Source organism: Paraburkholderia sp. RAU2J, assembly GCF_003634845.1.
Classification (GTDB): domain Bacteria; phylum Pseudomonadota; class Gammaproteobacteria; order Burkholderiales; family Burkholderiaceae; genus Paraburkholderia; species Paraburkholderia fynbosensis.
In genome coordinates this window covers 1,197,468-1,219,039 of sequence record NZ_RBXG01000003.1, presented here as the reverse complement: position 1 = coordinate 1,219,039, position 21,572 = coordinate 1,197,468, and the positions used below count along the sequence as shown (strand labels likewise).

General features: G+C 60.2%; 23 protein-coding genes and 2 pseudogenes. 10 read left to right on the top strand and 15 right to left on the bottom strand.

What is annotated here, in order from left to right:
* The first annotated feature begins 198 nt into the window (after window positions 1–198).
* The gene (locus tag B0G69_RS36970; protein ID WP_121325141.1) at window positions 199–1,206 is read left to right on the top strand and encodes an IS30 family transposase; all 1,008 of its coding nucleotides are present in this window, start codon (window positions 199–201) and stop codon (window positions 1,204–1,206) included.
* Between the two features lie 129 nt (window positions 1,207–1,335).
* Here B0G69_RS36970 and B0G69_RS36965 read toward each other — a convergent pair whose 3' ends face one another.
* The 3 genes from B0G69_RS36965 to B0G69_RS36955 all read right to left on the bottom strand — a co-directional run bounded on the left by B0G69_RS36965 (window position 1,336) and on the right by B0G69_RS36955 (window position 4,420).
* Window positions 1,336–2,316: a glycosyltransferase family 2 protein gene (locus tag B0G69_RS36965; RefSeq protein WP_121324985.1), complete on the bottom strand. Its 981-nt coding sequence runs from the start codon at window positions 2,314–2,316 to the stop codon at window positions 1,336–1,338.
* Window positions 2,317–2,579: 263 nt separating this feature from the next.
* The gene (locus B0G69_RS42475) at window positions 2,580–3,008 is read right to left on the bottom strand and encodes a hypothetical protein (protein ID WP_241991670.1); all 429 of its coding nucleotides are present in this window, start codon (window positions 3,006–3,008) and stop codon (window positions 2,580–2,582) included.
* 773 nt (window positions 3,009–3,781) lie between these two features.
* On the bottom strand, window positions 3,782–4,420 hold the full coding sequence (locus B0G69_RS36955) for a TetR/AcrR family transcriptional regulator (RefSeq protein WP_121324984.1): 639 nt from the start codon (window positions 4,418–4,420) through the stop codon (window positions 3,782–3,784).
* Between the two features lie 90 nt (window positions 4,421–4,510).
* Here B0G69_RS36955 and B0G69_RS36950 point away from each other — a divergent pair, with 90 nt between their 5' ends.
* From B0G69_RS36950 to B0G69_RS42470, 3 genes are all read left to right on the top strand, one after another.
* Window positions 4,511–5,611 (top strand): NmrA family NAD(P)-binding protein, encoded by a 1,101-nt coding sequence (locus B0G69_RS36950; RefSeq protein WP_121324983.1) that lies wholly within the window; start codon window positions 4,511–4,513, stop codon window positions 5,609–5,611.
* A 44-nt stretch (window positions 5,612–5,655) separates the two neighbouring features.
* Window positions 5,656–6,258 carry a hypothetical protein gene (locus B0G69_RS36945; protein WP_121324982.1) on the top strand — a complete coding sequence of 201 codons (603 nt, stop codon included), beginning with the start codon at window positions 5,656–5,658 and terminating at the stop codon, window positions 6,256–6,258.
* Window positions 6,259–6,499: 241 nt separating this feature from the next.
* Window positions 6,500–6,658: a hypothetical protein gene (locus B0G69_RS42470; protein WP_241991669.1), complete on the top strand. Its 159-nt coding sequence runs from the start codon at window positions 6,500–6,502 to the stop codon at window positions 6,656–6,658.
* A 213-nt stretch (window positions 6,659–6,871) separates the two neighbouring features.
* Here the strand turns inward: B0G69_RS42470 and B0G69_RS36935 are convergent, their stop codons facing one another.
* A complete protein-coding gene (locus tag B0G69_RS36935) occupies window positions 6,872–7,288 on the bottom strand; it encodes a cupredoxin domain-containing protein (RefSeq protein WP_121324981.1) in 417 nt (138 codons plus the stop codon).
* An 861-nt stretch (window positions 7,289–8,149) separates the two neighbouring features.
* Here B0G69_RS36935 and B0G69_RS36930 point away from each other — a divergent pair.
* A pseudogene (locus tag B0G69_RS36930) lies at window positions 8,150–8,700 on the top strand (MFS transporter); the annotation flags it as partial.
* On the opposite strand, the gene B0G69_RS42465 reads toward B0G69_RS36930, so the two are convergent.
* Window positions 8,696–8,908, bottom strand: a complete 213-nt coding sequence (locus B0G69_RS42465; RefSeq protein ID WP_241991668.1) for a hypothetical protein — start codon at window positions 8,906–8,908, stop codon at window positions 8,696–8,698. The pseudogene B0G69_RS36930 and the gene B0G69_RS42465 overlap by 5 nt on opposite strands.
* Window positions 8,909–9,092: 184 nt before the next feature.
* Here B0G69_RS42465 and B0G69_RS36920 point away from each other — a divergent pair, with 184 nt between their 5' ends.
* Window positions 9,093–9,785 carry an NnrU family protein gene (locus tag B0G69_RS36920; RefSeq protein WP_121324979.1) on the top strand — a complete coding sequence of 231 codons (693 nt, stop codon included), beginning with the start codon at window positions 9,093–9,095 and terminating at the stop codon, window positions 9,783–9,785.
* 64 nt (window positions 9,786–9,849) lie between these two features.
* Here B0G69_RS36920 and B0G69_RS36915 read toward each other — a convergent pair whose 3' ends face one another.
* From B0G69_RS36915 to B0G69_RS36900, 4 genes and pseudogenes are all read right to left on the bottom strand, one after another.
* Entirely contained in the window at window positions 9,850–10,572 is a 723-nt protein-coding gene (locus B0G69_RS36915; RefSeq protein WP_121325140.1) for an IS6 family transposase, read from the bottom strand.
* A gap of 78 nt (window positions 10,573–10,650) precedes the next feature.
* Window positions 10,651–10,863 (bottom strand): annotated as a pseudogene (locus B0G69_RS42460) (hypothetical protein); the annotation flags it as partial.
* A complete protein-coding gene (locus B0G69_RS36905; RefSeq protein WP_241991667.1) occupies window positions 10,857–11,207 on the bottom strand; it encodes a hypothetical protein in 351 nt (116 codons plus the stop codon). The pseudogene B0G69_RS42460 and the gene B0G69_RS36905, both read right to left, overlap by 7 nt.
* 177 nt (window positions 11,208–11,384) lie before the next feature.
* Window positions 11,385–11,912, bottom strand: a complete 528-nt coding sequence (locus B0G69_RS36900) for a ferritin-like domain-containing protein (RefSeq protein ID WP_121324978.1) — start codon at window positions 11,910–11,912, stop codon at window positions 11,385–11,387.
* Between the two features lie 653 nt (window positions 11,913–12,565).
* Between B0G69_RS36900 and B0G69_RS36890 the strand changes: the two genes are divergently transcribed.
* The gene (locus B0G69_RS36890) at window positions 12,566–12,733 is read left to right on the top strand and encodes a DUF2934 domain-containing protein (RefSeq protein WP_121324976.1); all 168 of its coding nucleotides are present in this window, start codon (window positions 12,566–12,568) and stop codon (window positions 12,731–12,733) included.
* A 387-nt stretch (window positions 12,734–13,120) separates the two neighbouring features.
* Here B0G69_RS36890 and B0G69_RS36885 read toward each other — a convergent pair whose 3' ends face one another.
* Complete coding sequence (locus B0G69_RS36885) at window positions 13,121–13,927, bottom strand: alpha/beta hydrolase (RefSeq protein WP_121324975.1); 807 nt, start codon at window positions 13,925–13,927, stop codon at window positions 13,121–13,123.
* Between the two features lie 115 nt (window positions 13,928–14,042).
* Between B0G69_RS36885 and B0G69_RS36880 the strand changes: the two genes are divergently transcribed.
* Window positions 14,043–14,996, top strand: a complete 954-nt coding sequence (locus tag B0G69_RS36880) for a LysR family transcriptional regulator (protein ID WP_121324974.1) — start codon at window positions 14,043–14,045, stop codon at window positions 14,994–14,996.
* A gap of 194 nt (window positions 14,997–15,190) precedes the next feature.
* On the opposite strand, the gene B0G69_RS36875 is transcribed toward B0G69_RS36880, so the two are convergent.
* From B0G69_RS36875 to B0G69_RS36860, 4 genes are all read right to left on the bottom strand, one after another.
* The gene (locus tag B0G69_RS36875) at window positions 15,191–16,318 is read right to left on the bottom strand and encodes an aminotransferase class V-fold PLP-dependent enzyme (protein ID WP_121324973.1); all 1,128 of its coding nucleotides are present in this window, start codon (window positions 16,316–16,318) and stop codon (window positions 15,191–15,193) included.
* A gap of 321 nt (window positions 16,319–16,639) precedes the next feature.
* Window positions 16,640–16,846 (bottom strand): DUF6723 family protein, encoded by a 207-nt coding sequence (locus tag B0G69_RS36870; protein WP_121324972.1) that lies wholly within the window; start codon window positions 16,844–16,846, stop codon window positions 16,640–16,642.
* 81 nt (window positions 16,847–16,927) lie between these two features.
* Window positions 16,928–17,392 (bottom strand): DUF2269 domain-containing protein, encoded by a 465-nt coding sequence (locus B0G69_RS36865; RefSeq protein ID WP_121324971.1) that lies wholly within the window; start codon window positions 17,390–17,392, stop codon window positions 16,928–16,930.
* Window positions 17,389–18,696 carry an SDR family oxidoreductase gene (locus B0G69_RS36860; protein ID WP_121324970.1) on the bottom strand — a complete coding sequence of 436 codons (1,308 nt, stop codon included), beginning with the start codon at window positions 18,694–18,696 and terminating at the stop codon, window positions 17,389–17,391. Before B0G69_RS36860 ends, B0G69_RS36865 begins: the two co-directional genes overlap by 4 nt.
* Between B0G69_RS36860 and B0G69_RS42455 the strand changes: the two genes are divergently transcribed.
* Together B0G69_RS42455 and B0G69_RS36845 are read left to right on the top strand one after the other, a co-directional pair.
* Window positions 18,695–19,357, top strand: a complete 663-nt coding sequence (locus B0G69_RS42455) for a hypothetical protein (protein ID WP_241991666.1) — start codon at window positions 18,695–18,697, stop codon at window positions 19,355–19,357. The genes B0G69_RS36860 and B0G69_RS42455 overlap by 2 nt on opposite strands.
* A gap of 363 nt (window positions 19,358–19,720) precedes the next feature.
* Complete coding sequence (locus B0G69_RS36845; RefSeq protein WP_147440825.1) at window positions 19,721–20,008, top strand: DUF6566 family protein; 288 nt, start codon at window positions 19,721–19,723, stop codon at window positions 20,006–20,008.
* 689 nt (window positions 20,009–20,697) lie between these two features.
* On the opposite strand, the gene B0G69_RS36840 is transcribed toward B0G69_RS36845, so the two are convergent.
* Window positions 20,698–21,372 carry a hypothetical protein gene (locus B0G69_RS36840; protein ID WP_121324968.1) on the bottom strand — a complete coding sequence of 225 codons (675 nt, stop codon included), beginning with the start codon at window positions 21,370–21,372 and terminating at the stop codon, window positions 20,698–20,700.
* Window positions 21,373–21,572: the final 200 nt, after the last annotated feature.

Genomic DNA, 21,572 nt, shown 5'->3' with positions numbered 1-21,572 from the left:
TGCGTGTCCCGCCTTCGCCGACAGCTACCTGTCAGCTGTGACGAGTATCACGGAATGCAGGACAGGCTACCTATATCGAGATGTGACGCGGTGACTTTAGGCTAGGTTTGTCTGTTGCCGCTACTTTCGTCTGGCGGTGCCCGAATAACCTCACCATGGCTCCGTTTTCACATCCCGCTCATCGAAGCCGGCGCGCAGATCTATCAGCAACTTCAGCCTGAAGAGCGTCTGACCATTGCAAGCCTGCATCTGCAGGGTTCGAGTATCCGGGCCATGGCCCGCATACTCGGGCGCTCGCCAGCCACCGTTAGCCGTGAACTGGCGCGAAACAGCTTGCCTGCTGGCTACGCGTCCGTGTCGGCCGAAGCGCTCAGTGCCGCACGCCGCAGCGCGGGTCGCAGCCCCACAAAGCTTTGCCTGCAAAGCGTCTGCTGGCGCATCGTTCTCACTCTGCTCGAGTGGAAATGGTCACCTCAGCAGATATCGGGCACACTGAAGCGTATGTATCCGACCGACCCGACCCCGCAGGTTTCGCACGAAACCATCTACACGGCTATCTATGCCCAGCCGCGCGGCGAACTGCGCCGTCAGCTCATTGCGTGCTTGCGCCATGGCCACAGCACGCGCATGCCGCGTACACGGGGCACAGACCGGCGCGGACAGATTCCCGACATGGTCAGTATTCATGTGCGGCCGCCCGAAATCGAGGACCGGCTGCTGCCTGGGCACTGGGAAGGCGACTTCATCAAGGGTGCCGGCAACCAGTCCTCGGTAGGCGTACTGGTCGAACGGACCAGCCGTCTGGTGCTGCTTGCCAGGATGGCAGATGCCACCGCTGCTTCAGCGCTGGCCGGCTTCTCCGCGAAACTCAATTCGATTGTTGCGCCATTACGGCAGAGCTTCACCTACGACCAGGGCAAAGAAATGTCGCGGCATAAAGAACTCACCGCCGCAACCGGCGTGAAGGTGTACTTCTGCGACCCGCACAGTCCCTGGCAACGCGGCACTTGCGAAAACACCAACGGGCTGCTGCGCCAGTATCTGCCCAAAGGCACGGACCTTTCAGTCTACAGTCAGGACGAACTTGACGCTATCGCCGACAGTCTGAACAGCCGACCTCGTGCAACTCACGCTTTCCATTCGCCATTCGAGGTCTTCGCCGCGACCCTTGCTTCAGCAAGTCAACCTCAAGGCTCTAAACATTAAACCCGCTGTTGCGCTTCACTCTTGAAACCGCCGGGGGAAACAAGAGTACGTTCGCTTCGGTCACGCGATCTCGTGCACCTCCAACGCGCTCGGCGTTAAATGATGGGCCGGATGGCGCATTCTGCTGCGTCAGCGGCGGTTGAAGCGTCTTACGACGCAATAAAAGATCCACGGATGGATCTTGAGCATGGTCATGACGATGGAAAGCTTCAAATGCCGATCGGCAAACATGCCGAGCAGGTGCTTCACGCGCAGCTTCTCCGATACACTTTGCAGAATGGGGCTCGCGAGGTGGTAGGTCGGCGCGGTGATCGCGGTCTGAAACGCGATCGCGCGGAATGCCCAGCAGTATTTGAGCCGGAAGAAGAGGCGCTTGTAGTCGGTAATCGGGAGGGATGCGGTACTTTTTTCCACGCGGTCCATGATGGCAAAAAGGTCGACGACCTGCGAGTTGAAGCGTCTCGAAATTCCTGATTCACGGACCATGTATGAATAGAGCCTGTGGGGAATGAGGCGCACCACTTTCGAGTTGGCGAGCGTTTGCACCGACACGCAAACGTCTTCGAAGATGAGACCGCACGGATGCTCGGCTGCGACGAAGATGGAGCGGCGCACAAGCTTGTTCCAGCAAAAGGCTGGCAGCTTGAGTTCGAGAATTTTCTGGACGGCTTCCACGCCAGTGATGATGCCGTCGCCGGAATCGATTCGAGCGAATGCGGTGCCATCGGGACTGATGCGCTCTGCGGCGAAAATGACGACATCGGCGTTGTGCTGGTCGGCTTCGCGCAGCACGGTGCGAATGAGATCGCGATGGACATGGTCGTCGCTGTCAACGCAGAGCACGTAGTCACCGCGCGCTTCCGATGCGGCGATTTTTCGCGTTTCAGCGAGCCCTTTGTTGTCGATGTTTCTGACGAGCTTCCAGGGAATGCGATCCTGTTGCGCGAGAACCCGGGCGGCGATTTCACCGGAGCGATCGGGGCTGCTGTCGTCGACGGCGACGATTTCGAAATCGGTGCAGGATTGTGACAGCAGCGAGTCGAGACAGTCCTCGATATAGTCCTCCACCTTGTAGACAGGCAGCAGAACGCTGATTCTCGGTGCGGACATAGACAATGCTCCTGGAGGTAACGAGGCGTGAACTAACGTTCTATATTGCAAAACCCTTGTTTCGCGAAGAAATTGACTAATCACGAATAATGTTGTGGGAGCAAACCGGGCCTACCCGAAGTGCCGGCCGTCTGGGTCTACCAGGATCGCCAGGAAGTGAAATAAGCAGACAATTGTAGAACGGGGCCTATGCCGTCGCGGCGCAATCACAGACAAAGCCGACCGGCATGCGGCCAGGAAACGAAGTATAAAAGATCTATGCTTCACTGCATCATTATTATAGGAACCGGCACAAATTGGTGAGGTATTGGCGCATTCCACCACTTTGGTAGTGGATCAGGCACGTATATCAAATAGGAAACTTTTTTAGTGAAAACCGTTTTGCCATGATTAGACGAATATGCCAACAGATATCTATTCAAACCGGTGTGAGAGCGACGTGTCGTCAAATTAGCGGGACAACCTGCGCCCCGCTTTTCCCGGCCGATCCAGTCGCCCGCATTGTTCAGGTCAAATCGTCTCGCAAGAAAAATATCTGTGTCCGCCCAGATTTCGTCCGTTTTACTAAACATTATGAACCGGAAATAATCTGTGAAATGCACCATTGAAGGAACGCCATTAACGGGAAAAGCGCTCAGCGAGTCGGCAGAAAGGATCGACCGGGCGTCCTTTTCGATCACGCCTTTTGGCAAGTTACTAATGGATCTGTAACTATATACAGCGATTTTACGGAGGCAATTCCGGACCATGCCAGAACGTTGCAATTTTTCATCGCTCGAAATTTACTCTCCTCGATTTGCTTCGTTGAGAGCATCGCCGCGTTGCTGCATACCATTGGAAACTCATCACAGCGTGCCGTAACGCGAGAAGGTGGTTGCCTTGCAACGGACTACGCGGTGCGAGCTTATACAGAACTAAATGCGACTTCTAGAGTATGTCTCTTTTCGCCCCGACTGAAGTCCCAATGGTCGAGTGTGGCTAATTAATCATTTAATCGAAAATCGCCGCCGTCGCCAAGGCGATCCTGACGTTCATCACAACAGCCGACGGGTCTGCTTCTCATGCCGCAAACGGTCGGCTCGCTGGTGTCGGGGGACGACCTGGTACGTTCGCAAGAGGCGCCGCTCCATCGTCGCGAAATAGAGTTATTGGACGAATGGCCGTTAACCGAGGCAGAACCGCTGCCTGTCCGTCCATACTCCAATGCCTACGAGCGACTCTTTGTGGCCGAGAACCGCGGTTCCCGATGTTCGCCGAAAGCGGTCGACGGGTGAGCCGGGCGTTTCGGTGAAGGGCAGCTTTATGGCGCCAGCTCCCAGTAACCGTCGGCAAGGCGCTACCATTCGAGGACGCCTCGCAGGTTTCTCGATAGCGGCCATCCGGGAGCCACTCCCGGAATCGCCAGGTGACGATGGCATCGAACGGATCGTCCACGCATTCGATGTACGGGCGGGGAATCGCAGCGCTACGGGAGCGGATGAAGCTGAAGAAAAGCAGCTGTAGCGTTGCGGGCACGTGCCGCGACTTCGCGTGAGTTCGGCCGCTCGGCGACGCCAAGCAGCAGGCTGACCATCAAATTACCCCACAGCAACCCGCTGAACTGTTCGGCAAGTTCGGCAGGACGGCCATTGAGAAGTCCGGACGCCTGAGCCCGGGCCATGATTTGACGCAAGGCGGCACGACTTGTCTCGCGCCCTGTCGAGTCGAGTGCTTGCGCCACCTCGGGCGCATGGACCGCCTCGGCGATCGCCAGTCGGAAGACCGCAATGACCGTTGGATCGGTGATCTCGCGGACGAGCTGCGTCCCGAGAAAAGTCAGTACGTTCGCGAGTGTCTCGCGGTCGTGCGGCACGGGCAAGTCAGCGGGTACCTGCAGTCTTGTGGCGCGCGCGCTGATGCACGCGACTAGCATTTCCTTCTTGTTGCCCACCAGCGCGTACAGTTCTCGCTTCGAAACCCGCGCGCGCGTGGCGATCTCAAGCGTGCTGGTCGCCGCGTAGCCACTCGCCATGAACGACGCGAAGGCTGCATCGAGAATGCGCGCATACACCTCAGTTTCGTCGCGACCTTCCTGACGGTCCTTTGACAGCGATACCGTGATCATCGTGATCTCTCTTGACATTCGGTACCGCATAGTACCATACTGGAACAACCATCTGGTACTGATGAGTACCGTGACTGTTCGGAGGCGATCATGCTCAAGCCAAGGATCCTCGTAACCGGTGCGACCGGGAAGACCGGCAGCGTCGTCGTTGCCGAACTGCTGAAGGCCGGCTATCCCGTACGCGCCATGGTGCACCGGGAAGATGGCCGCAGCGTGCGGCTGAAATCGCAGGGGGCCGAGATAGCGATTGCCGACCTGAGTGATGTCGAGCGCGTCGCCGACGCGCTGAAAGACGTTCAGCGCGCCTACTTTTGTCCGCCTTTCGATCCCTACATGATTCAGGGCGCGGTCGCGTTCGCCGTCGCCGCCAGGGAATCCGGGCTCGAACACATCGTCAGCCTGACCCAGTGGCTGTCGAGTCCCTCGCATCCCGCCCTCATGACCCGGCAACTCTGGCTCGTTGATCGGCTGTTCTCGATGACGCCGGGAGTCGCGCATACGATCGTGAGGCCGGGCTTCTTCGCTGACGCCTATCTCGCACTGACTGGATTTGCTGCGCACCTCGGCGTATTTCCCTGGATCTATGGCGATAGCCGTAACGCGCCGCCGTCCAACGAGGATATCGCGCGAGTCGCCATCGCGGCCCTGATGGATCCTGCACGGCACGCCGGGAGGAGCTACCGTCCCACGGGACCGGAGCTCCTTGGCGCGGAGGACATAGCCAAAGTGCTCGGCCGGGCGGTCGGGCGATCGGTCAAGGTCGTGCCGACGCCGAGCTGGCTATTCATGAAGGCTGCTCGGATGGGCGGCTTGCCGATCGACCTGATTAGCGGCCTTCGCTACTACATAGACGATCACAAACGCGGGGCTTTTGAGCTGGGCGCTCCGACCACGGACGTGTTCGATGTGACCGGTCAGCCCGCCGAGGACTTCGAGACGATCGCGCGTCGCTACGCGGCACTTCCAGGCAATCGGCGGACGCCTGGCAATTGGCTTCGCCAGTTCGCGCAGTTCGTGATCGCCCCGCTCAGCCCCGGTTTCGATCTCGAGCGCTACGACCGTGAACTACGCCGTCCGTTCCCGTCAGAACCGCAGTTTGCCTCTGAGTCCAAGGTCTGGCTGCGCGAGCATGCCCCGGCTTACGCGGAGCGAGGCGCTGTGATCGCGGAGCTACGCACACTGCGCGCTTAAGTTCTCGCGGGCGATCGCGGGAATTCGAACCAAAGGAGAGACTCATGCTGCCCCAGCTCTGGTTTTTCGTTAGCATCGCATTCAGCTTCACCACATGGGGAGTCGTCACCAGGCGATACGTCTGGCCAAAACTCCGCCTCCTGCGACCGGTCGAAGCGCTGCGGCCTCTTCTCATCTTGCACAGCTTCCGCTTCGTTGGGTTGGCATTCCTTGTCCCAGGCGTCGTGTCGCCAGAGCTGCCGTCTGCCTTCGCGTATTCCGCCGCCTACGGGGATCTCGTTGCGGCGATACTCGCGTCGCTATCACTGGTGTTGCTGCCACGCGGGGCTGGCATTGTGGTCGTCTGGATCTTCAACGGCTGGGGCCTGGCAGATCTCTTGAACGCGTTCTATCAGGCCAATGATGCCGGGCTCGTGGCGGGGCAGTTGGGCGCAACCTACTTCATTCCGACTCTCGTTGTACCCCTACTGCTGATCACGCACGGACTTATCTTCCGGATTCTTCTGCAACATCATAATCAGCCCGCGATGCGGGAAAGCCGGCAGCACGGTGAAGGGCTATCAAGTGGAAGGTCCATGATCGATGCGACGACCGACCACTCCACAGAGCCCCAATCGGTCGCTGCGGCTACCCGTCTGGCGAGGTGAGGCACATGCGCAGATCGCGCCTATCCAGACAAGCTTCGATGGAACGTCCTGAGCCGCAGAGTCGTTTCTGATCTACGCGAGTATCCGGCCACGGTACACGCCACTTGAGAGTATGTTGAAGCGCTCCGGGAATTCGGCGAGCCCATCGACCTTTGCGGTCCGGTTCAATACGAATGTGCAAAGGCTGCAATGGCTGCGCTAGCACTTGCCCGGACCACGCGTCGACGACGGGCGCTGCAAGGTGGAAATCGGTGCCAAAAATTCAGCCATGGAGCGTGAACTGTCTGACTTCATCGTGACCGCTGAGGAAGAACGCAAGGCGCTGCTCCAGCGTCGAGCGGAGATCGTGTTTAGCCGGCGAGCTGACGTACAGGGATTCAAAGAGGCATTAAGCACCTGACGCCACCCACACTAACGGAAAAATCAATCCGTCGGGCTCAGCACGACCCGTTGCCAGCCGGTGGGTATTCGCTCGCCGAATGACTGATCATCGTCGAACTCCGGCTGTTGGAATCAAGGGGCTGATCCGCTCGACCAAAGCCTTTCCTAGGGGCGTTGCAAAGTAGCGCGTCGCTATCGATGTGCTGCAACGACGGAACAATTGTGCTTCGCCTCAGCGCGCAACGACGAACGATGTGTGCATGCCCATCTCATAGTGGCCCGGCCGGTTGCAAATCAGCACGTAGCGTCCTGGCGCAAGCTTCAATGACAGGCGCTTGGTCGAACCCTGCGGCAAGTCTTCCACCTCGCCCATTTTCTTGAACCGGCTTTCCGTAACCAGGCCTTTGTGGACGGGCAGATGCGCGTCGTCCATGTCTGTCCTCAGCACCACGAACTCATGTTCGGTATTGCCGTTCGCTGCGTTGTTCACCTCGAACGTGACGCGTCCGGCCTTCGCTGTGCCGGGATCGAGTTGAATCGTGTTGTCCGTTAGCTTGACATGGATCGTTTCGTCCGCATGACCTCTCAGCGGCACAACGCCGAGCGCAATCGCCGCCAGCACAAACGCAGTATGGTTTCTGTCGATCATGATATTTCTCCTCGAAAGGGCCGCGTTGCCGCAAGACGCGTTGAACCACGGTGCCGGGTTCGCCGGCTCCGGAGGCTAGTGGAGCAACTGTTCTCTCGATGACGGTCGCGCGTCAGTAGGCACGTTCCCAATATGCATGGTTAGGAACCCGCGTCATCGTCGTGGCCGCTGGAGACCACTGTTCGCGGCGCAAATCGCTTCCCCTTCACGCAACGCTGCAAGCAGACTTGCACGCATTGAGCGCGTGAATTCGTCGCGGATGAAGGACCGTGCTCGCCAGTGCAGGCGAACCTCGGTAATAGAACGTGAGTGGGCTTCGAAATATTCCGCCCGATGTCGCGTGGGAAGCCGCTTTCCGGCGCGCGCCGTGCCGGAGAACACAAACGACTCGAGCGATCCGAGTGGCTTCCCGGTTCACCGACGTGCGGCCTGGTTCGCCAACGCGCTACTTTCCAGTCGCGCCCCGCGGCCATCATTCGACGTGGCGAAGCTCGCGGCGAAGAACTTCTCCGACGCTTGACGTCAGCCCGAGATCTCGCGTCTGGAACCAGTAAGGGTGGCTACCAGGAGCCTGTCGGACTTCAACGCCCGCCAAGCAACGGCCTGAACGTCAGGCATATTTCGCGAGCTACAGGACAATCAAAGAGTTGCGCATCCCGTTTTTTTAATCGTCTCGGGCGATTGTCGTTGCATCGACCGCGACCTTTTGAAGGTAATGCGTTCGATATCCAGAAACCTTGTCCCGGAAGCAACTGGCCTTAGCGATATCCATTGGGTTGTCATGTACCTCTGCCAACGGTCACGAACAGTTGCGTTATGGCATGCTCCTCTATGACGCACTCTTTACATGGTGCAAGCACGATGCGCATACCCCGATGCACAGCCAAGCGAGCAGTCAGGGCACGGCTGTCCACATTGCGCCTTCCCGAAGGCGTCGACCCCGGCGCGCCTCGATCCTGCTTGTTGCCCGTGGACTGCGCGGCATCTGTGATGGTTTTATCGCGGTGCTGCTACCCGGATATCTGCTGGCGCTCGGCTTTGGGCAACTTGCTGTCGGGCTCATCAGCACGACCGCGTTGTTCGGATCGGCCGTTGCCACGGTCCTGGTGGGTCTCGCAAGCACTCGCTTTGCACAGCGGGGCCTGTTGCTCTTCGCGGCGACGCTGACGACAGCTACAGGTCTTTGTTTCGCAGGCCTGTCTTCGCTGTGGCCGCTACTCGTCGTCGCGTTCATCGGCACGCTGAACCCGAGTTCCGGCGATGTCAGCCTGTTCCTCCCGCTCGAGCATGCAAGGCTCGCCCAATTCGCAACGCGTGACGCACGAACCGCCCTGTTTGCACGATATAGCCTCATCGGCGGACTGTCCGCCGCAGTCGGCTCCCTCGCGGCTGGCCTGCCCGATTCGATCAGCGTCCTACACGGCCGATGACTTCCTGAATCGGGTCAGGTTCTGGGGCGTCACGCCGAGCTTCGCCTTCGTTGCCGAGCCACAAACGAATGGCGTCACCGACCGCTTCAACAGGACGCTGAAGGAACAGGCCATTCACGGTTGCATCTTCAGGAATCTTGATGAAGTCCGGGCTGCGGTCGTCGAGTTCAAGGATCGTTACAATCGCCACCGGCGTCTCGAAAAACTGGGCTATATGTCACCCCATGAAGCCCGTCAGGCAGCCACCCTGAAAGAGGCCGCCTGAGTAGCAAAACCGCGTCCAGACAATCCGAGCCGGTACAGTTGTGGCGCGCGAAGTAGTATTCTCGCAATGCACGCGGTCGACCGATCATCTGACTTGAGGAGCCGGGCCAATGGAAAGCATCGACACACTTGTCGTGGCGGCATTCGCTTTTGTCGCCAGCCACTTTCTCCTGTCCCATCCGCTGCGGGCGGGTATGGTCCGGGCAATCGGCGAACGTGGCGCCATGGGCGTCTATTCGCTGATTGCGATACTGACGTTCGGCTGGATGGTCATGGCTTACGACAGGACGCCCGTCTCCGCGCCGCTATGGCCGGCAGGCAACGTGCTGTGGGCGGTTGTGACCGTAGTCATGCTGATTGCATCGATCCTTCTGATGGGCTCCCTGATCCGCAACCCGGCGTTGCCCACCGGCGGCCGGCCCACCGCGTTTCCTGACGCGGCGCGCGGCGTGTACGCAGTGACCCGTCACCCGATGATGTGGTCGTTCGCGCTTTGGGGACTGTGCCATATCGCCGTGTTCCCGGTCACCCGGAACGTCGTGCTTGCCGGGGCGATCATCATCCTCGCGCTGGTCGGTGCTGCGTTACAGGACCGCAAGAAGCGGCGGCTGCAACCCGATCTGTGGCCCGCATGGGAATCGAAGACGAGCTATCTGCCGTTCGCGGCGATCGCCGCCGGCCGCGCGCGGCTGGGCGGGTTCGGCATGCACGCGGTGGTGGGCGGCGTCGTTTTCTGGCTCGTCGCGACGTGGGCTCATATCCCGCTCTCCGGTTGGCCCGCGGGCATCTGGCGCTGGCTCTAGCCGTACGGGTTTGTGTCGCGATAAGGATGGCAGGACGATGCGGCTCCTATATGATCAGGATTGCTTACATAACCAGTGAATAGAATTGCTCGGCAACAGTCCGCTGAATACCAGCGTCTTTCATCTGCCCTTTCCTGACCATATGCATCATTTCGATGCCTGATAGGATGACGCGGGCGCAGCGAAAATCCTTGAAGCCCATCATGGGCTTGATGATACGTTTGATGGCGCGATGGTCCTGCTCGACAATGTTGTTGAGATACTTGTTCTGCCGGATTTTGATGGGCGTTTGGCGCTCGGCGTTGATGGCTTGCAGGGCGGCCAGATTGGCACCGCTCTTATCTACGGTGATGGTCCGCGGCTCGCCGTTCCGCTCGATGGCCTTCTCAAAATAGCGACGGGAGGCAGCCTTGTCGCGATGGGCTCGAAGTAGGAAATCGACGGTATTGCCGGCCTTGTTCACCGCGCGGTACAGATACTTCCACTGGCCGCTCACCTTGATATAGGTCTCATCCATCCTCCAGCTCTTGCCGACCGGTCGCTTGTGTTGGCGAAACGCTTTTTCGAATAACGGCACGAGCTTGATGACCCAGCGGTGTACCGTCGAATGGTCCACCTCGACACCGCGTTCTGCCATCATTTCCTCAAGCTTTCGCAGGCTCAGCGAGTATGCCACGTACCACCGCACGCACAATAGCATCACATCCAGTGGATAGGGCAGTCGCTTCAGCACCTTGGCGATGCCAAGGACCAACGTCTTGCGCGGCGTCTTCGTCGTCTTGGCCATCGTGGTCGTCAGCAATTTCCGTCCGCCGAATTTTACCTCAACGCCTTGTTGCGACAGAGCCCGCTGCTGTACGCGCTTTTCCACGACGCGTAGCGGGATGGATTTGGCGCCGGGCACCTTGCTTCCTCCGCATAGTGCCAAAGCGGCAGCAGCGGATTGCGTTCCGGATAATCGCCCGCCATGCAACCTCGGAGGATAACCTCGGCCTTCACGGACGGGCCGCTCACCCGGCGGTCGGTACCATCCGTCGGCAATGGTTTGCAAGCCGATTTTGTCACCCTCCTTCAGTCCGCAGTTCCACTCTCGACATGCTCATCGATCCATGCAATGGCACGCTCCCTCGCAAACTCCATCGCCTCGTTTTCATCGAGGAAATCCCGGTGGAACGCTATGTCATGCACTTCTTCGCCGGTTGTCGTACTAACTGTTGCACGCGGAAGCTCAATTCGCGCGTGACCGACGATCGCGTTGTTCTCGATGCCCGCCGTCAAATAAACGATACAGCGCTCATGCTCGAACACCATGATGATGTCCTCCTTCCCTTTCTGGTCGCGAGCACGAAGCAACGTCCGTTCCACTTTCGCGGTGCCAGTGACATCAAGTCGTGTTTGACTGACGTATGTCAGGGCAAACATGTCAAAGACCGGGCGGCCGCCGCGTTAAAGGGAAGCGACGCCCATCGGGAAAGACGACTGTCGCGATGTCAGCGTTGGAAGGCGCTTTCCGATGCACCGTCCGGCCTGCCTTCGGTAGACGCCCCATCGGGGCCGGAGCGCCGCTAGCCCCTCAGCCCGACCCCGATCCAGCCGCACTTATGCCTGCTCGGCTTTCTCCTTCCTGCCCTTCTCTTGCGTCGCTTTCTCGTTACCCGCCCGTTCGGCGAACTCCGTCAGCTTGAGGTCGGTTGCTTTCTCCTCCTCCAGCGTCTCCTTGAGCAACTTCACTCCTTCGGTGAAGCCCAGTTGCTTGCCAAGCGCGCAGAGACTGCCGTAGGCCGCAATCTCGTAGTGCTCGACCTTCTGCGCCGCGGCGACCAGACCGGCATCAAGCACCGGGCCCTTTTCTATTTCGTCGATCAGTTCCTGACCTTCTTCGATCAAGCCCTCCATTGCCACACATTTCATTCTCTTCAAACGAAGATTACACGTTTCGACAACCCGGTCGATCCGTTCTACCTGTCCCTGCGTTTCTTCAAGGTGGGTTTTGAATGCATCGCTTAACTGCGGATCGGAGGCGGCGCGCGACAGTTTGGCCAGAGCTTTGGTCAGTTGCTTTTCCGCGCTGTAAATATCGGACAGCAGGTGGACAAACAGATCGTCGACGGTTTTGCGCTGTGCCATTTGAGACTCCTGTTGAAGTGAGAGAGAGCACCATGAAGCGCAACGGCCATGCCTGCGGGACGCGATGCGTGGCAGCAAATCTTTTTGCCTCGTGCCCGTTTCGGGCACGGTGCATGCGCGCCGTACCACGCAGGCGCGCAGCTCTTTTAACCATTCAACCAACGAGACGCTGAAAGGCACGAAGTCGAGCTCAAACGTATCGAGAGTGCGCAGTCAGCTCTGCCTGGCGACGCGCCTGGTTCTCAGTTACTCGTCCTGCCCAAGACGGCACGTGCAACGACAAGCCCGAACGCCGCTCGGCCTTCGAGACGCACCTTGAAGAAACGCAAGGACAGAATGCAGAATTGACCAGGCAGTGCAAGCCAGCGGATTCAAGCTGGAGCGTGTGTGGTGTCGCGATGGACGCTGATAGCCCTGGCCAAACAGTTGGGCGGAAGGGCTGCTGTCAAACTTCTCGGCGAAACTGTCGACGGTGACGGCGCGGGCATCGTTGTCGACATCATCGTCGGGATTGTGGGGCCTTTATCGAGGCTGGCTTGGCGGAACGTTTGGTTTGCACTTGGGGCCGCGCGGGTACCCTTTGATGTTGAGCACCTGATTAAGCCTGGTGTTCACCCTGATTAGCCATCGTGAGCACCTCTATGGAGAGGGAAATGGATATGCCGGTAACCGAAGAGCAAATTCGCACGCTCGCGTTCTTTCTTTGGGAAAAAGATGGGAGTCCCGAGGGACGCTCCGAAGAATACTGGGAAAAGGCGCGGCAGCAACTGGACGCGGACGGACCGTCTGAAGCGGCGGAGTCGGATGGCCCTTCAAAGTGAGTGACGCGGTAGCTGCCGAGCAATTTTTTGCGAGGAATACGGCTGGCGGGTGCCGCCGGCGTACCGGACAGCAGGCGTTGGGAAAAGCTTCCTTGCACTGTTCCGACTCGCCGGGCCGGAGTCCGCCGACTCGGCAAATTCGCGTGTGGGCCCGCTAGCGGGCCCACACGGTTGCGGAACTGATTGCTGATCACTGGTAGCGTCACGTTCAGTTTTCAGCTCGAGCAGGACGAGCGCTATGTCGCCACTCGTCAGTACACGACGAACTTCGCTACAGGTGTGCTGGCGCAGTGCCGGCAACTGAGCCAGGCCACTGCGCATTCTGGCAGGGCTTTCTTGCACCACGCTCGCCGGCGTTCAGCGCCGCATCGAAAGCGACCGGACCTGCTAGGGCGAGTTGCACACGGCGGACTTGTCTTCGATCGCTGCGACAAATCGCGCGATAACCTGCGCCACCTCGGCCGGAGCTTCGAGCGGCGACAGGTGTCCAACCCCGGGGAGAATATGCATCGCCGCGTGCGGAATACGAGGCAGCAGTTCCGCTTGCAGCGTGGCGACACGATCCACCTGGTCAAGCTCACCGGAGATGACGATGGTCGGCGCATCGATTGTCGCCACCGCCGCAGTGATGTCTTCTCGCATGGCCACGTTTGGCCAGGCCGCCTTGGCCTGCGGTGCGGCCTTCAGGCTGTCCTCGATGACCTGCTCGCGGCGCGCGGCGTCGAGCGATTTTGCGGTCAAGACGTGATCGATAACGAATTCGACCGATTCGCGCGTTTGATACGCGCCGGTCAACGTCGCACGTTGCTCCTCGGAAAGCAGCATCGGCGACGGAGGCGACGGCGCGACGAGCACAAGACCTTCGAGGCCGCCCGGCCGGCGCGATGCGATAAGTTGAGCAACTTTCCCGCCCATCGAATGACCGACCAGCACGTAACGACGCAGCCCCAGCGCTTTGATAACGTCTTCGGCATCGGCGGCAAGATCGGCAATGCGGTAGCCGTCGGCAGGTGCCTCGGAATCGCCCCAGCCGCGGTGATCAGTGGCAACGATTCGATACCTGTCGGACAACTCGCTTGCTACCCCGTCCCATGTACGCGACGAGCCGCCGTAGTAGTGCAGGAACACCAGCGCGAATTCGCCGCTGCCCCGCTGTGTGACGTGAATCCACGTGCCGTTCGACGAGATTACCATCTTCGTGCTCCTTGTCCGTTAGCTGATGCATGAATCGTAGACTGAAGTCCTCGGATTGATAACTTCCTGATTCATGTGTTCAGTCGATAATGCTGCTATCGAATGGGAGGGCAATATGGACAGACTCACGAGCCTCGGCGTATTCGTCTCGACTGTCGAGGAAGGCAGCTTTGCCGCGGCGGCACGCCGCTTCGGGCTATCGGCAGCGATGGCCGGCAAGCACGTGAGCGCCCTCGAGGCCGAACTGAATGCACGGCTACTTCACCGCACCACACGGCGCTTGAGTCTGACCAATACCGGCCAGACTTACTACGAACGCTGCAAGCGGATTCTCGAAGCGTTCGACGAAGCGAATCGGGAAGCGGGCGATACGCAAGGCACGGCGCGTGGTGTGCTGCGCGTCGCGGCGCCCGTCACGTTCGGCGCGATGCACCTGGGCGAGGTTGTGGCGCGCTACATGGAGGACCATCCGCACGTCAAAGTGGAAGCGCTGCTCGCAGACCGCTACGTCGATCTCATCGATGCGGGCGTTGACGTCGCAATCCGGATCGGACGGCTTGAGGACCCGGGGCTTGTGACGCGCCGGCTTGCGCCGTGCCGAATGGTCGTGTGTGCGTCTCCCGCCTACCTGAAGCGCCACGGCACGCCGCGCAAGCCGGACGACTTGCTGCGTGCGCAGCGACTGGCGTTCAGCGAGGCCGTGTCGGCCGGAGACTGGACATTGCACGACGGGAAAAACCGCACGCACGTCATCGATGGACCTTGCCGAATGACGGCCAACAACACCCCGATGCTGCTCGCCTCCGCTATTGCGGGAGCGGGCATCGTGTACGGTCCGACGTTCGTGTTCGGCGCGCACATCCGGGGCGGCGAACTCGTAGCACTGCTGCCGGCCTATCGCGCGGCTGATCTGACGATTCAGGCGGTTTATCCGAGCGCGCGGCGCATACCGCTCAAAGTGCGCCGGTTTGTCGATTACCTCGCCGAGGCGTTCGGCGATGAACCGCCGTGGGACCGCAAGGAGATACCTCCGAAGCGCGGCTGTCCCGGCTTCGAAAGCGGCCATTGAGGATGGGTCACGTAAAAGCGGCCGCTCAGGGTCACCAAGATTCATTCGTTAGTAGTGCAGCCGGCCCGCGCCGTCCGATCGGCGATTGTCGGCTCGGGCCGAATCGCGCGCGTAGCTTGTTCGGCAGGTTCCGGAGTCGTCCTGCCGATGCGGTTGCAAGGGCGAGCTATGCGCACATGCTTCGGAAAAGCGTCCTAAACAATACTATCCAACGCCTTGGAGAACCTGGCGACCGCGCCTTCGACGTCATGCAGTTTGTCGAGGCCAAATAATCCAATGCGGAAGGTCTTGAAATCTTCAGGCTCATCGCACTGAAGAGGAACGCCGGGCGCGATTTGCAAGCCGGCGGCGGCGAACTTTTTGCCGGATTGTATGCCATCGTCGTCCGTGTAGCTGACGACGACGCCCGGAGCCTGAAAACCTTCGGCCGCCACGCTTTTGAAACCTTTGTCACGCAAGAGTGAGCGAATGCGCGTGCCGAGTTCAAGCTGCTCAGCTCTCACTTTGTCGAAGCCGTATGCCTCAGTTTCCTTCATGACGTCGCGCAGCGTCGCGAGACTGTCCGTGGGCATCGTGGCGTGGTACGCGAACCCGCCCTTCTCGTAGGCTTCCATGATCTGCAGCCATTTGCGAAGATCGCAGGCGAAACTGGTGCTGGTTGTTGCGTCGATTCTTTCGCGTGCGAGAGGGCTGAGCATGACCAGTGCGCAGCAGGGTGGCGCGCTCCATCCTTTTTGCGGTGCGCTGATCAGGACATCGATGCCGCTGGCCTGCATGTCGACCCAGATCGTACCGGAGGCGATGCAGTCCAGTACAAACATGCCGCCGACGGCATGAATAGCGTCGGACACCGCGCGCAGATAGGCATCGGGCAGCATCATCCCGGATGCGGTTTCGACATGCGGCGCGAAGACCAGATCCGGCTTGTTTTCCTTGATCGCCGCGACCACTTCTTCGATCGGGGGCGGTGCATATGCTACCTGCCTTCCTTGTTCGGCCGGGCGCGCCTTTAACACTAGCGATTCAGACGGAATACCACCCATGTCGAAAATCTGGGACCAGCGGAAACTGAACCAGCCATTGCGGATGACGAGGCACTTCTTGTTCGTCGCGAACTGACGGGCCACGGCCTCCATGCCGAAAGTCCCGCTGCCCGGGACGACGACAGCCGACCTCGCGTTGTAGACTTTTTTCAGAGCGTCGGAAATATCGCAAACGACTCCCTGGAAGAGCTGCGACATATGGTTGATTGATCGGTCGGTGTAAACGACTGAATACTCGAGGAGTCCCTCGCGGTCGACATCGGGAAGTAGGCCTGGCACGTTCGCCTCCGGTGATAGACGAATAAAAGAGTCGAAAGCAGATTCTAACGAAAGCCGCCTGCAATGGCATCGGCCGAGCCCGCCTGTTACCCATCCAGCAAGTTTCGGCATGGAACAGTCGTCGAGTCGCGCCGGTTGCGAACGCTCCGGTGGCGACATTCAGCACGATTGTGAACTTCGCCGAGGATGGTTCCAAAATGGAACTTCCATCTTTCTCGCGGAGTGTGCCATGGCCACCGCCGTCAAAGCGGCCGTTTCGTCCACGCCGGCCGGTTAGCCGTAGCCAGAGGCCGCCGATTCGTATTCGCTCTCTGTCTATGCTCACGAAGGTACAGGCTGTACACATGCGGCGTCGAACGGGAACAGCAGCCGGTCGTCGAGCGTTCTCACCACTTTTAACTCGCCCATGAACGCGCCGCTGCCCGTACGCCGGTATGTCGCGTAGATACGGTAGTCGGTCGCGCTGACGGGCAGAGCGACTCTCGCTTCCATCGACAACTTCGCGAATGCTAACTTCGGCCTTGCCATCCTGCTCACTCCTTCCATTGCCAACGCATCAACTCACCTGCCGAACTTGCCGTGCCAGTATTTGCATCGAAAGCGCTGGGCTTACACGGTCTTGGTCACCATGAACCAGAAAATCACGACGAACGCAAAAAATGCGACCACACCCAACCCGATCCACCACGCAAACAGTCGCCAGTACCCAGCCGTGAGCGGTGCGCGCATCTCGTCGCACCGTCGAGCGATCGCTGCAAGCCTGATCTGCAAGCACACAACCGGTAGCCAGCACGCTATTGCGACCGCGTACAAGGCGATTGACCACGCAAGCCACGAACTCGCGACCGACATGCCGGCGAGCTTTACCATGGCAAACCCGGTCAACGGCAGCGCGATGGCGGTTGGCGTCGTGAAGAGCCAGTCGGCCACGACCACTCCCCGAGTGACCCGCGCGACCGTGTGTGTCTCCTTGCCGAGGCTTACCGTCAGCATGTAAAACGCGGATCCGATACCGGTGCCGAACAGAATGGTCGACGACAGCACATGCAGCCACTTGACCAGCAGATACATCATGGTCTGCCTTTCCAATCCAGCTGTGTCAGGCAGATCAGCGCAGCGATCATCGGCAGGTTTTTTGACAGAGGTCCATACGGGTGCAGCCAGAATTCAGGCAGACGCCAGGTAATCAGCAGCGTATAGAGCACCGTCAGCGCGATCTGGCAATACCAGAGCCGCACGCGCGGGCCGAGCCGCATTGGCCACCACAGCGACAGAATGCCAAGCAGCAGATCGAACAGCGACGCACCGTACAGCAGCAACGGCCGCCACATCTGCGGCGTGCCGACGCGCTCGAGCAGCGCATAGCTAGCCGACGCGGGATAAAGTCCCGCCGACACGATCGCCGTCCAGATCCATACCGCCGCAATCGACACCCGTATGAGCGGCACCAGCCATTCGAGTCTTGCCGATGCACCGAACCCTTCGCGATCCGGCGGCAAACCCGATAGCGCACGAGGCGGGCGACCGAGCCAGCGCGTCACCGGATCGGCGGGAGCCACGTTGCCGCGCTCAAGCATGTCGATCGAGTCGGTGCTGATCAGTGAGCCCGGGAAGCGCTCGCCCAGTCGCGCGGCCAGAACGACCCAACTGCGCGGCACCGGAACGAACACAGGCGGCGCGCCTCCCGAAAGCCTGCGCAGCAGAGCCAGATACGCGCGCAATGTGAACGCCTCGGGGCCGACCACGGCCAGACGTTCGCCGCCATGCGTGCGTCCGGGTGGCAGAGCCATAGCGCCCGTCACGACCACGTCGACGAGATCGTCGAGACAGATGGGCTGAATGCGCTGTGCGCCATCGCCTGGCAAGGCAACGAGCGGAAGAGTCGCCCACATGGTCAGGAAGCGGGTGCTGCGGCCTTGCGGTGCGAACACTAGCGACGGCTGCACGATCAGCGAGGAAACCGGCAACGCGAGCAAAGCGTCGTCCGCCGCGCGCTTGGTCAGGTGATAGGCGCTATGCGCTTGCTCATCGGCACCCAGCGCGGAAATCTGCACGATTCGCTGCACGCCTGCTCGCACGGCGGCGTCGAAGAGACGAATAGCAGCGTCGGTATGGATACGTTGAAAATCGGTGCCTGACGCATCGGCGAAAACACCGACCGCATTCACCAGCACGTCGGCCCCGCCGGGGAGCGGCACCGCGCTCGCGGGATTCGCCAGCTTCGCGAAATCGAGCGGGATCAGGCGGCAACCGTTCAGCCGGTCGCAAGCGGCATCGGGATTGCGTACCCCACAAATGACGGTGTGTCCCAGCTCGACGAATTTCCGCGCAACGGCCGTTCCGATCAGTCCCGTTGCACCTGTGAGGAAGATAACCATGACCATCCGGATAGAAGCGAAAGAAGACATCCTTGTGCCAGGCATAGCGGCGGGCTTGCTGTCCACCGCCGCGCTCGCGCTGTGCGGCAAGCTGCACGGCAAGCGGGCAAGCGCGCCAGTCAGTGCGGTGAGTCACTGGCTCTGGCCGCAAGAAGCGCGCCGCACCGCTCACCCGGCTCCCCGGCATGTGATCGCGGGTCTGCTGATCCATCTGACGATGTCGATCGGCTGGGCCGCGTTCAATGCGGTCGCGCTCGCGGCACTCCGGGATGCGCTCGAGCGACATGGCGGTTCGACTCAGGACAGCGCTCTCGCCGGAATTGCGCAGGCGAGCGCCGAAAACGACGCAGAGGACCGCAACGCTGAGGTCAGCGCGGACGGCCCGAAGAAACGTGCTGAGACCGGCCGGCAACGTGGAACCGCCGGCGTGCACCCGAACCGAAATCGCGAGCATAACCATCGCATGGCGCTGGCCGTGGGGACGACCGTTGCCGCAGCGGTCGGAGACTACATCGTCGTACCCAAACGCTTTACCCCGGGCTTTGAATATCACCTGCCGGCCGCGCATATCACGGCGGTCTATGTTGCATTCGGCGCGGGCTTGATGGCGCCGTTCATGCTCAAACAATGGATGAACCGCGGATCGGTGAAAAAGCGTTAGATTGCAACGCGGGGTGCGCCTACGGACGGCGAATTCGCCATTGCTGGCTACGCCAGCCACCGAGGCAGCGGTGCGGGTGCCAGCCAGTTGCTTTGCGACGGTGGGCATATCTCTGGGTATGAGGCTTGCTCACTGATGCCTGCCGGGCACATCGGAGTCCTTCGTTTCCATGACCGCGAACAAGGACGCCGCGCATCTGATAGTCGTCTTTACGGCGATAAGCAGATGACTTTATTCTGTCGTCCGGCGTTATATTGCCCCAGATACACCGGTTCGCACGTCCGCTGCGATCATGTCACTGGGGCTGTCGGCTGCGTGCTCGCGTAACGACTACCTGGCCCGCGGCCAACCCGGACGGAGGGCATGATGGGAGATATCCTGCAAATCCAGCAAGAACTACAAGAGTCCTATTACTTTGGATACCTGATTTCCTCGACAGCGCAGTCGACTGAAACCGGCGCATGGGTGCCGTGGGTTGAGGTGACATTGCGAGGTCGCCTTATCAGTGCGGGCCGGGAGTGTCCGAATCTGATCCGGCCCACTCGCGAGGAGGCCATGGGCGAGGCGCTCGCATGGGCCCGCAATTTCATCGAGCGACGCGAGGTGCCTCTATCGGCTCAGGGCAACGAATTGCTGAGTGCTCAACGCTGATCAAGCGACGTGGGGAGACAATCGCTCGCCCGCCGAAAGGGCTCGCCCCTTGGCGAGCCCGCTCATCCCGGCGGGCACAAGTCAAATGGCCACCTGTCCGCGTGTTGCAAACGATCCCTGCGTTCGAGACGGCGCAGGCGTCTCAGCTGCTTAACGAACGTGGATCACGCGTCCCTATGCGCAAACGCCGCTGCATTGATTCATTGCGCGATAGTATCAAGCAGGTCCACCCGCGCTCGTTGCATCGAGATCTGGCAGCAGACCTTTCTTCCGTACGCATTACCCCTCGCGCCGGGCGATGCCCCTCTGCAAAGCGTCCTCTTCTTTGTAATTTTGACGTTATTCGTCTCGCATCCTGTCCAGCAACACGATATGAAACTGCCTGCACTTCCGAGTCCTACCACCTCGAACGACGAAGCACGCGGTCTCGACCGCGAAGAGTATTTCCCGTTGGATAGCAATCGCAAAAGCGAAACGTCGGCATAGCCCCCGAAAGCCACCTCGGGCCATGCGTAAGCCTGCTTCAGGCGCCTCGCTCGCTCGCCTCGCGCCGGCTATCCGGCGACTGAATCCGCTCAGCAGTTACCGCCGCACACAAGGTCACGCCGACCCGGCGAGCATCCTTGTGCTCGCCGGCAACGGTGAAAAGATATGGGCGGCCGTTGGCCGACCCGGGACTCATCCCGTCTTTATGCGTAACCCGACTTTGAGGCACGGCTGCCGCCACTTTCAACCGCCGGTTGGTGCCGAAAACCGAGTCCTCCTGCGCCGAGCGCTATGACCGCGCCGACGACCAGCGCTGCCACCGAAAACCAGCTCGCGCGGGCCACGGTGCGAGCCGCAGTGTCTGCCGCCCGCCTGGCGTCCGCGTCCGCGCCGGGACTCGATGCGGCAGCCGTGATAGAGGCGACGGCGCTTTGCGCCTGTTGTGAAAGCGAGTTGATCGCGCTGCTACCGGCATCCGTCTGGGCGCTGGCAGCGCCGACGGTTGCACCCGCCGACGCCACGTTTCCTGCCAGGCTTACCGCGCCTCCGATGACCGACGCTAATCCGAAGACGAGGAAAAGGATCATGACGGCCCATGCGAGCAGTCCATGCAACCAGCCGAGAACGGGCGCGCAACGCCCGGCAAAGTACGCCCCTCCAAACACGGAGATAACTGTTGTCACGATCAACCACGCCCCCGATCCAAAGCCGAATCCGCGACTTGGGGTCGGTTGCGACAACGGACTGAGCAACGACGCGCCGATTGCCGTTCCGAGGACACTCATCACAAGATAAACGATTAGCGAAATAATCACACCCGTGAATACTGCACCCCACGACACGCGTGGCAGTCCCTCTTGGGTTACTAAGAGTCGCATGGTAAGTCTCCGGTTGAACTGGCTACCAGGAATTCGCCGGAGAAGCCCGGCTCAGGAGAGCCGCAAGCCGCGTTCCACCGTCTCGGTGGCCCGATGCCATCGCATTCGCCACGAACGTCGCCTGTTGAACGGTCCTCAGCAGAAGCCAGGGGAAAGTGTAATTTTCGATAGCCATCATCTTGGCAAATCCCCTACCCAGC

What these genes read in the sequence shown, in the direction of transcription:
- B0G69_RS36965 (WP_121324985.1), bottom strand. Translation starts at nt 2,316, where the DNA reads ATGTCCGCACCGAGAATCAGCGTTCTGCTGCCTGTCTACAAGGTGGAG.
- B0G69_RS36955 (WP_121324984.1), bottom strand. Translation starts at nt 4,420, where the DNA reads ATGATCACGGTATCGCTGTCAAAGGACCGTCAGGAAGGTCGCGACGAA.
- B0G69_RS36950 (WP_121324983.1), top strand. Translation starts at nt 4,511, where the DNA reads ATGCTCAAGCCAAGGATCCTCGTAACCGGTGCGACCGGGAAGACCGGC.
- B0G69_RS36945 (WP_121324982.1), top strand. Translation starts at nt 5,656, where the DNA reads ATGCTGCCCCAGCTCTGGTTTTTCGTTAGCATCGCATTCAGCTTCACC.
- B0G69_RS36935 (WP_121324981.1), bottom strand. Translation starts at nt 7,288, where the DNA reads ATGATCGACAGAAACCATACTGCGTTTGTGCTGGCGGCGATTGCGCTC.
- B0G69_RS36920 (WP_121324979.1), top strand. Translation starts at nt 9,093, where the DNA reads ATGGAAAGCATCGACACACTTGTCGTGGCGGCATTCGCTTTTGTCGCC.
- B0G69_RS36915 (WP_121325140.1), bottom strand. Translation starts at nt 10,572, where the DNA reads ATGGCCAAGACGACGAAGACGCCGCGCAAGACGTTGGTCCTTGGCATC.
- B0G69_RS36905 (WP_241991667.1), bottom strand. Translation starts at nt 11,207, where the DNA reads ATGTTTGCCCTGACATACGTCAGTCAAACACGACTTGATGTCACTGGC.
- B0G69_RS36900 (WP_121324978.1), bottom strand. Translation starts at nt 11,912, where the DNA reads ATGGCACAGCGCAAAACCGTCGACGATCTGTTTGTCCACCTGCTGTCC.
- B0G69_RS36890 (WP_121324976.1), top strand. Translation starts at nt 12,566, where the DNA reads ATGGATATGCCGGTAACCGAAGAGCAAATTCGCACGCTCGCGTTCTTT.
- B0G69_RS36885 (WP_121324975.1), bottom strand. Translation starts at nt 13,927, where the DNA reads ATGGTAATCTCGTCGAACGGCACGTGGATTCACGTCACACAGCGGGGC.
- B0G69_RS36880 (WP_121324974.1), top strand. Translation starts at nt 14,043, where the DNA reads ATGGACAGACTCACGAGCCTCGGCGTATTCGTCTCGACTGTCGAGGAA.
- B0G69_RS36870 (WP_121324972.1), bottom strand. Translation starts at nt 16,846, where the DNA reads ATGGCAAGGCCGAAGTTAGCATTCGCGAAGTTGTCGATGGAAGCGAGA.
- B0G69_RS36865 (WP_121324971.1), bottom strand. Translation starts at nt 17,392, where the DNA reads ATGATGTATCTGCTGGTCAAGTGGCTGCATGTGCTGTCGTCGACCATT.
- B0G69_RS42455 (WP_241991666.1), top strand. Translation starts at nt 18,695, where the DNA reads ATGACCATCCGGATAGAAGCGAAAGAAGACATCCTTGTGCCAGGCATA.
- B0G69_RS36860 (WP_121324970.1), bottom strand. Translation starts at nt 18,696, where the DNA reads ATGGTTATCTTCCTCACAGGTGCAACGGGACTGATCGGAACGGCCGTT.
- B0G69_RS36845 (WP_147440825.1), top strand. Translation starts at nt 19,721, where the DNA reads ATGATGGGAGATATCCTGCAAATCCAGCAAGAACTACAAGAGTCCTAT.
- B0G69_RS36840 (WP_121324968.1), bottom strand. Translation starts at nt 21,372, where the DNA reads ATGCGACTCTTAGTAACCCAAGAGGGACTGCCACGCGTGTCGTGGGGT.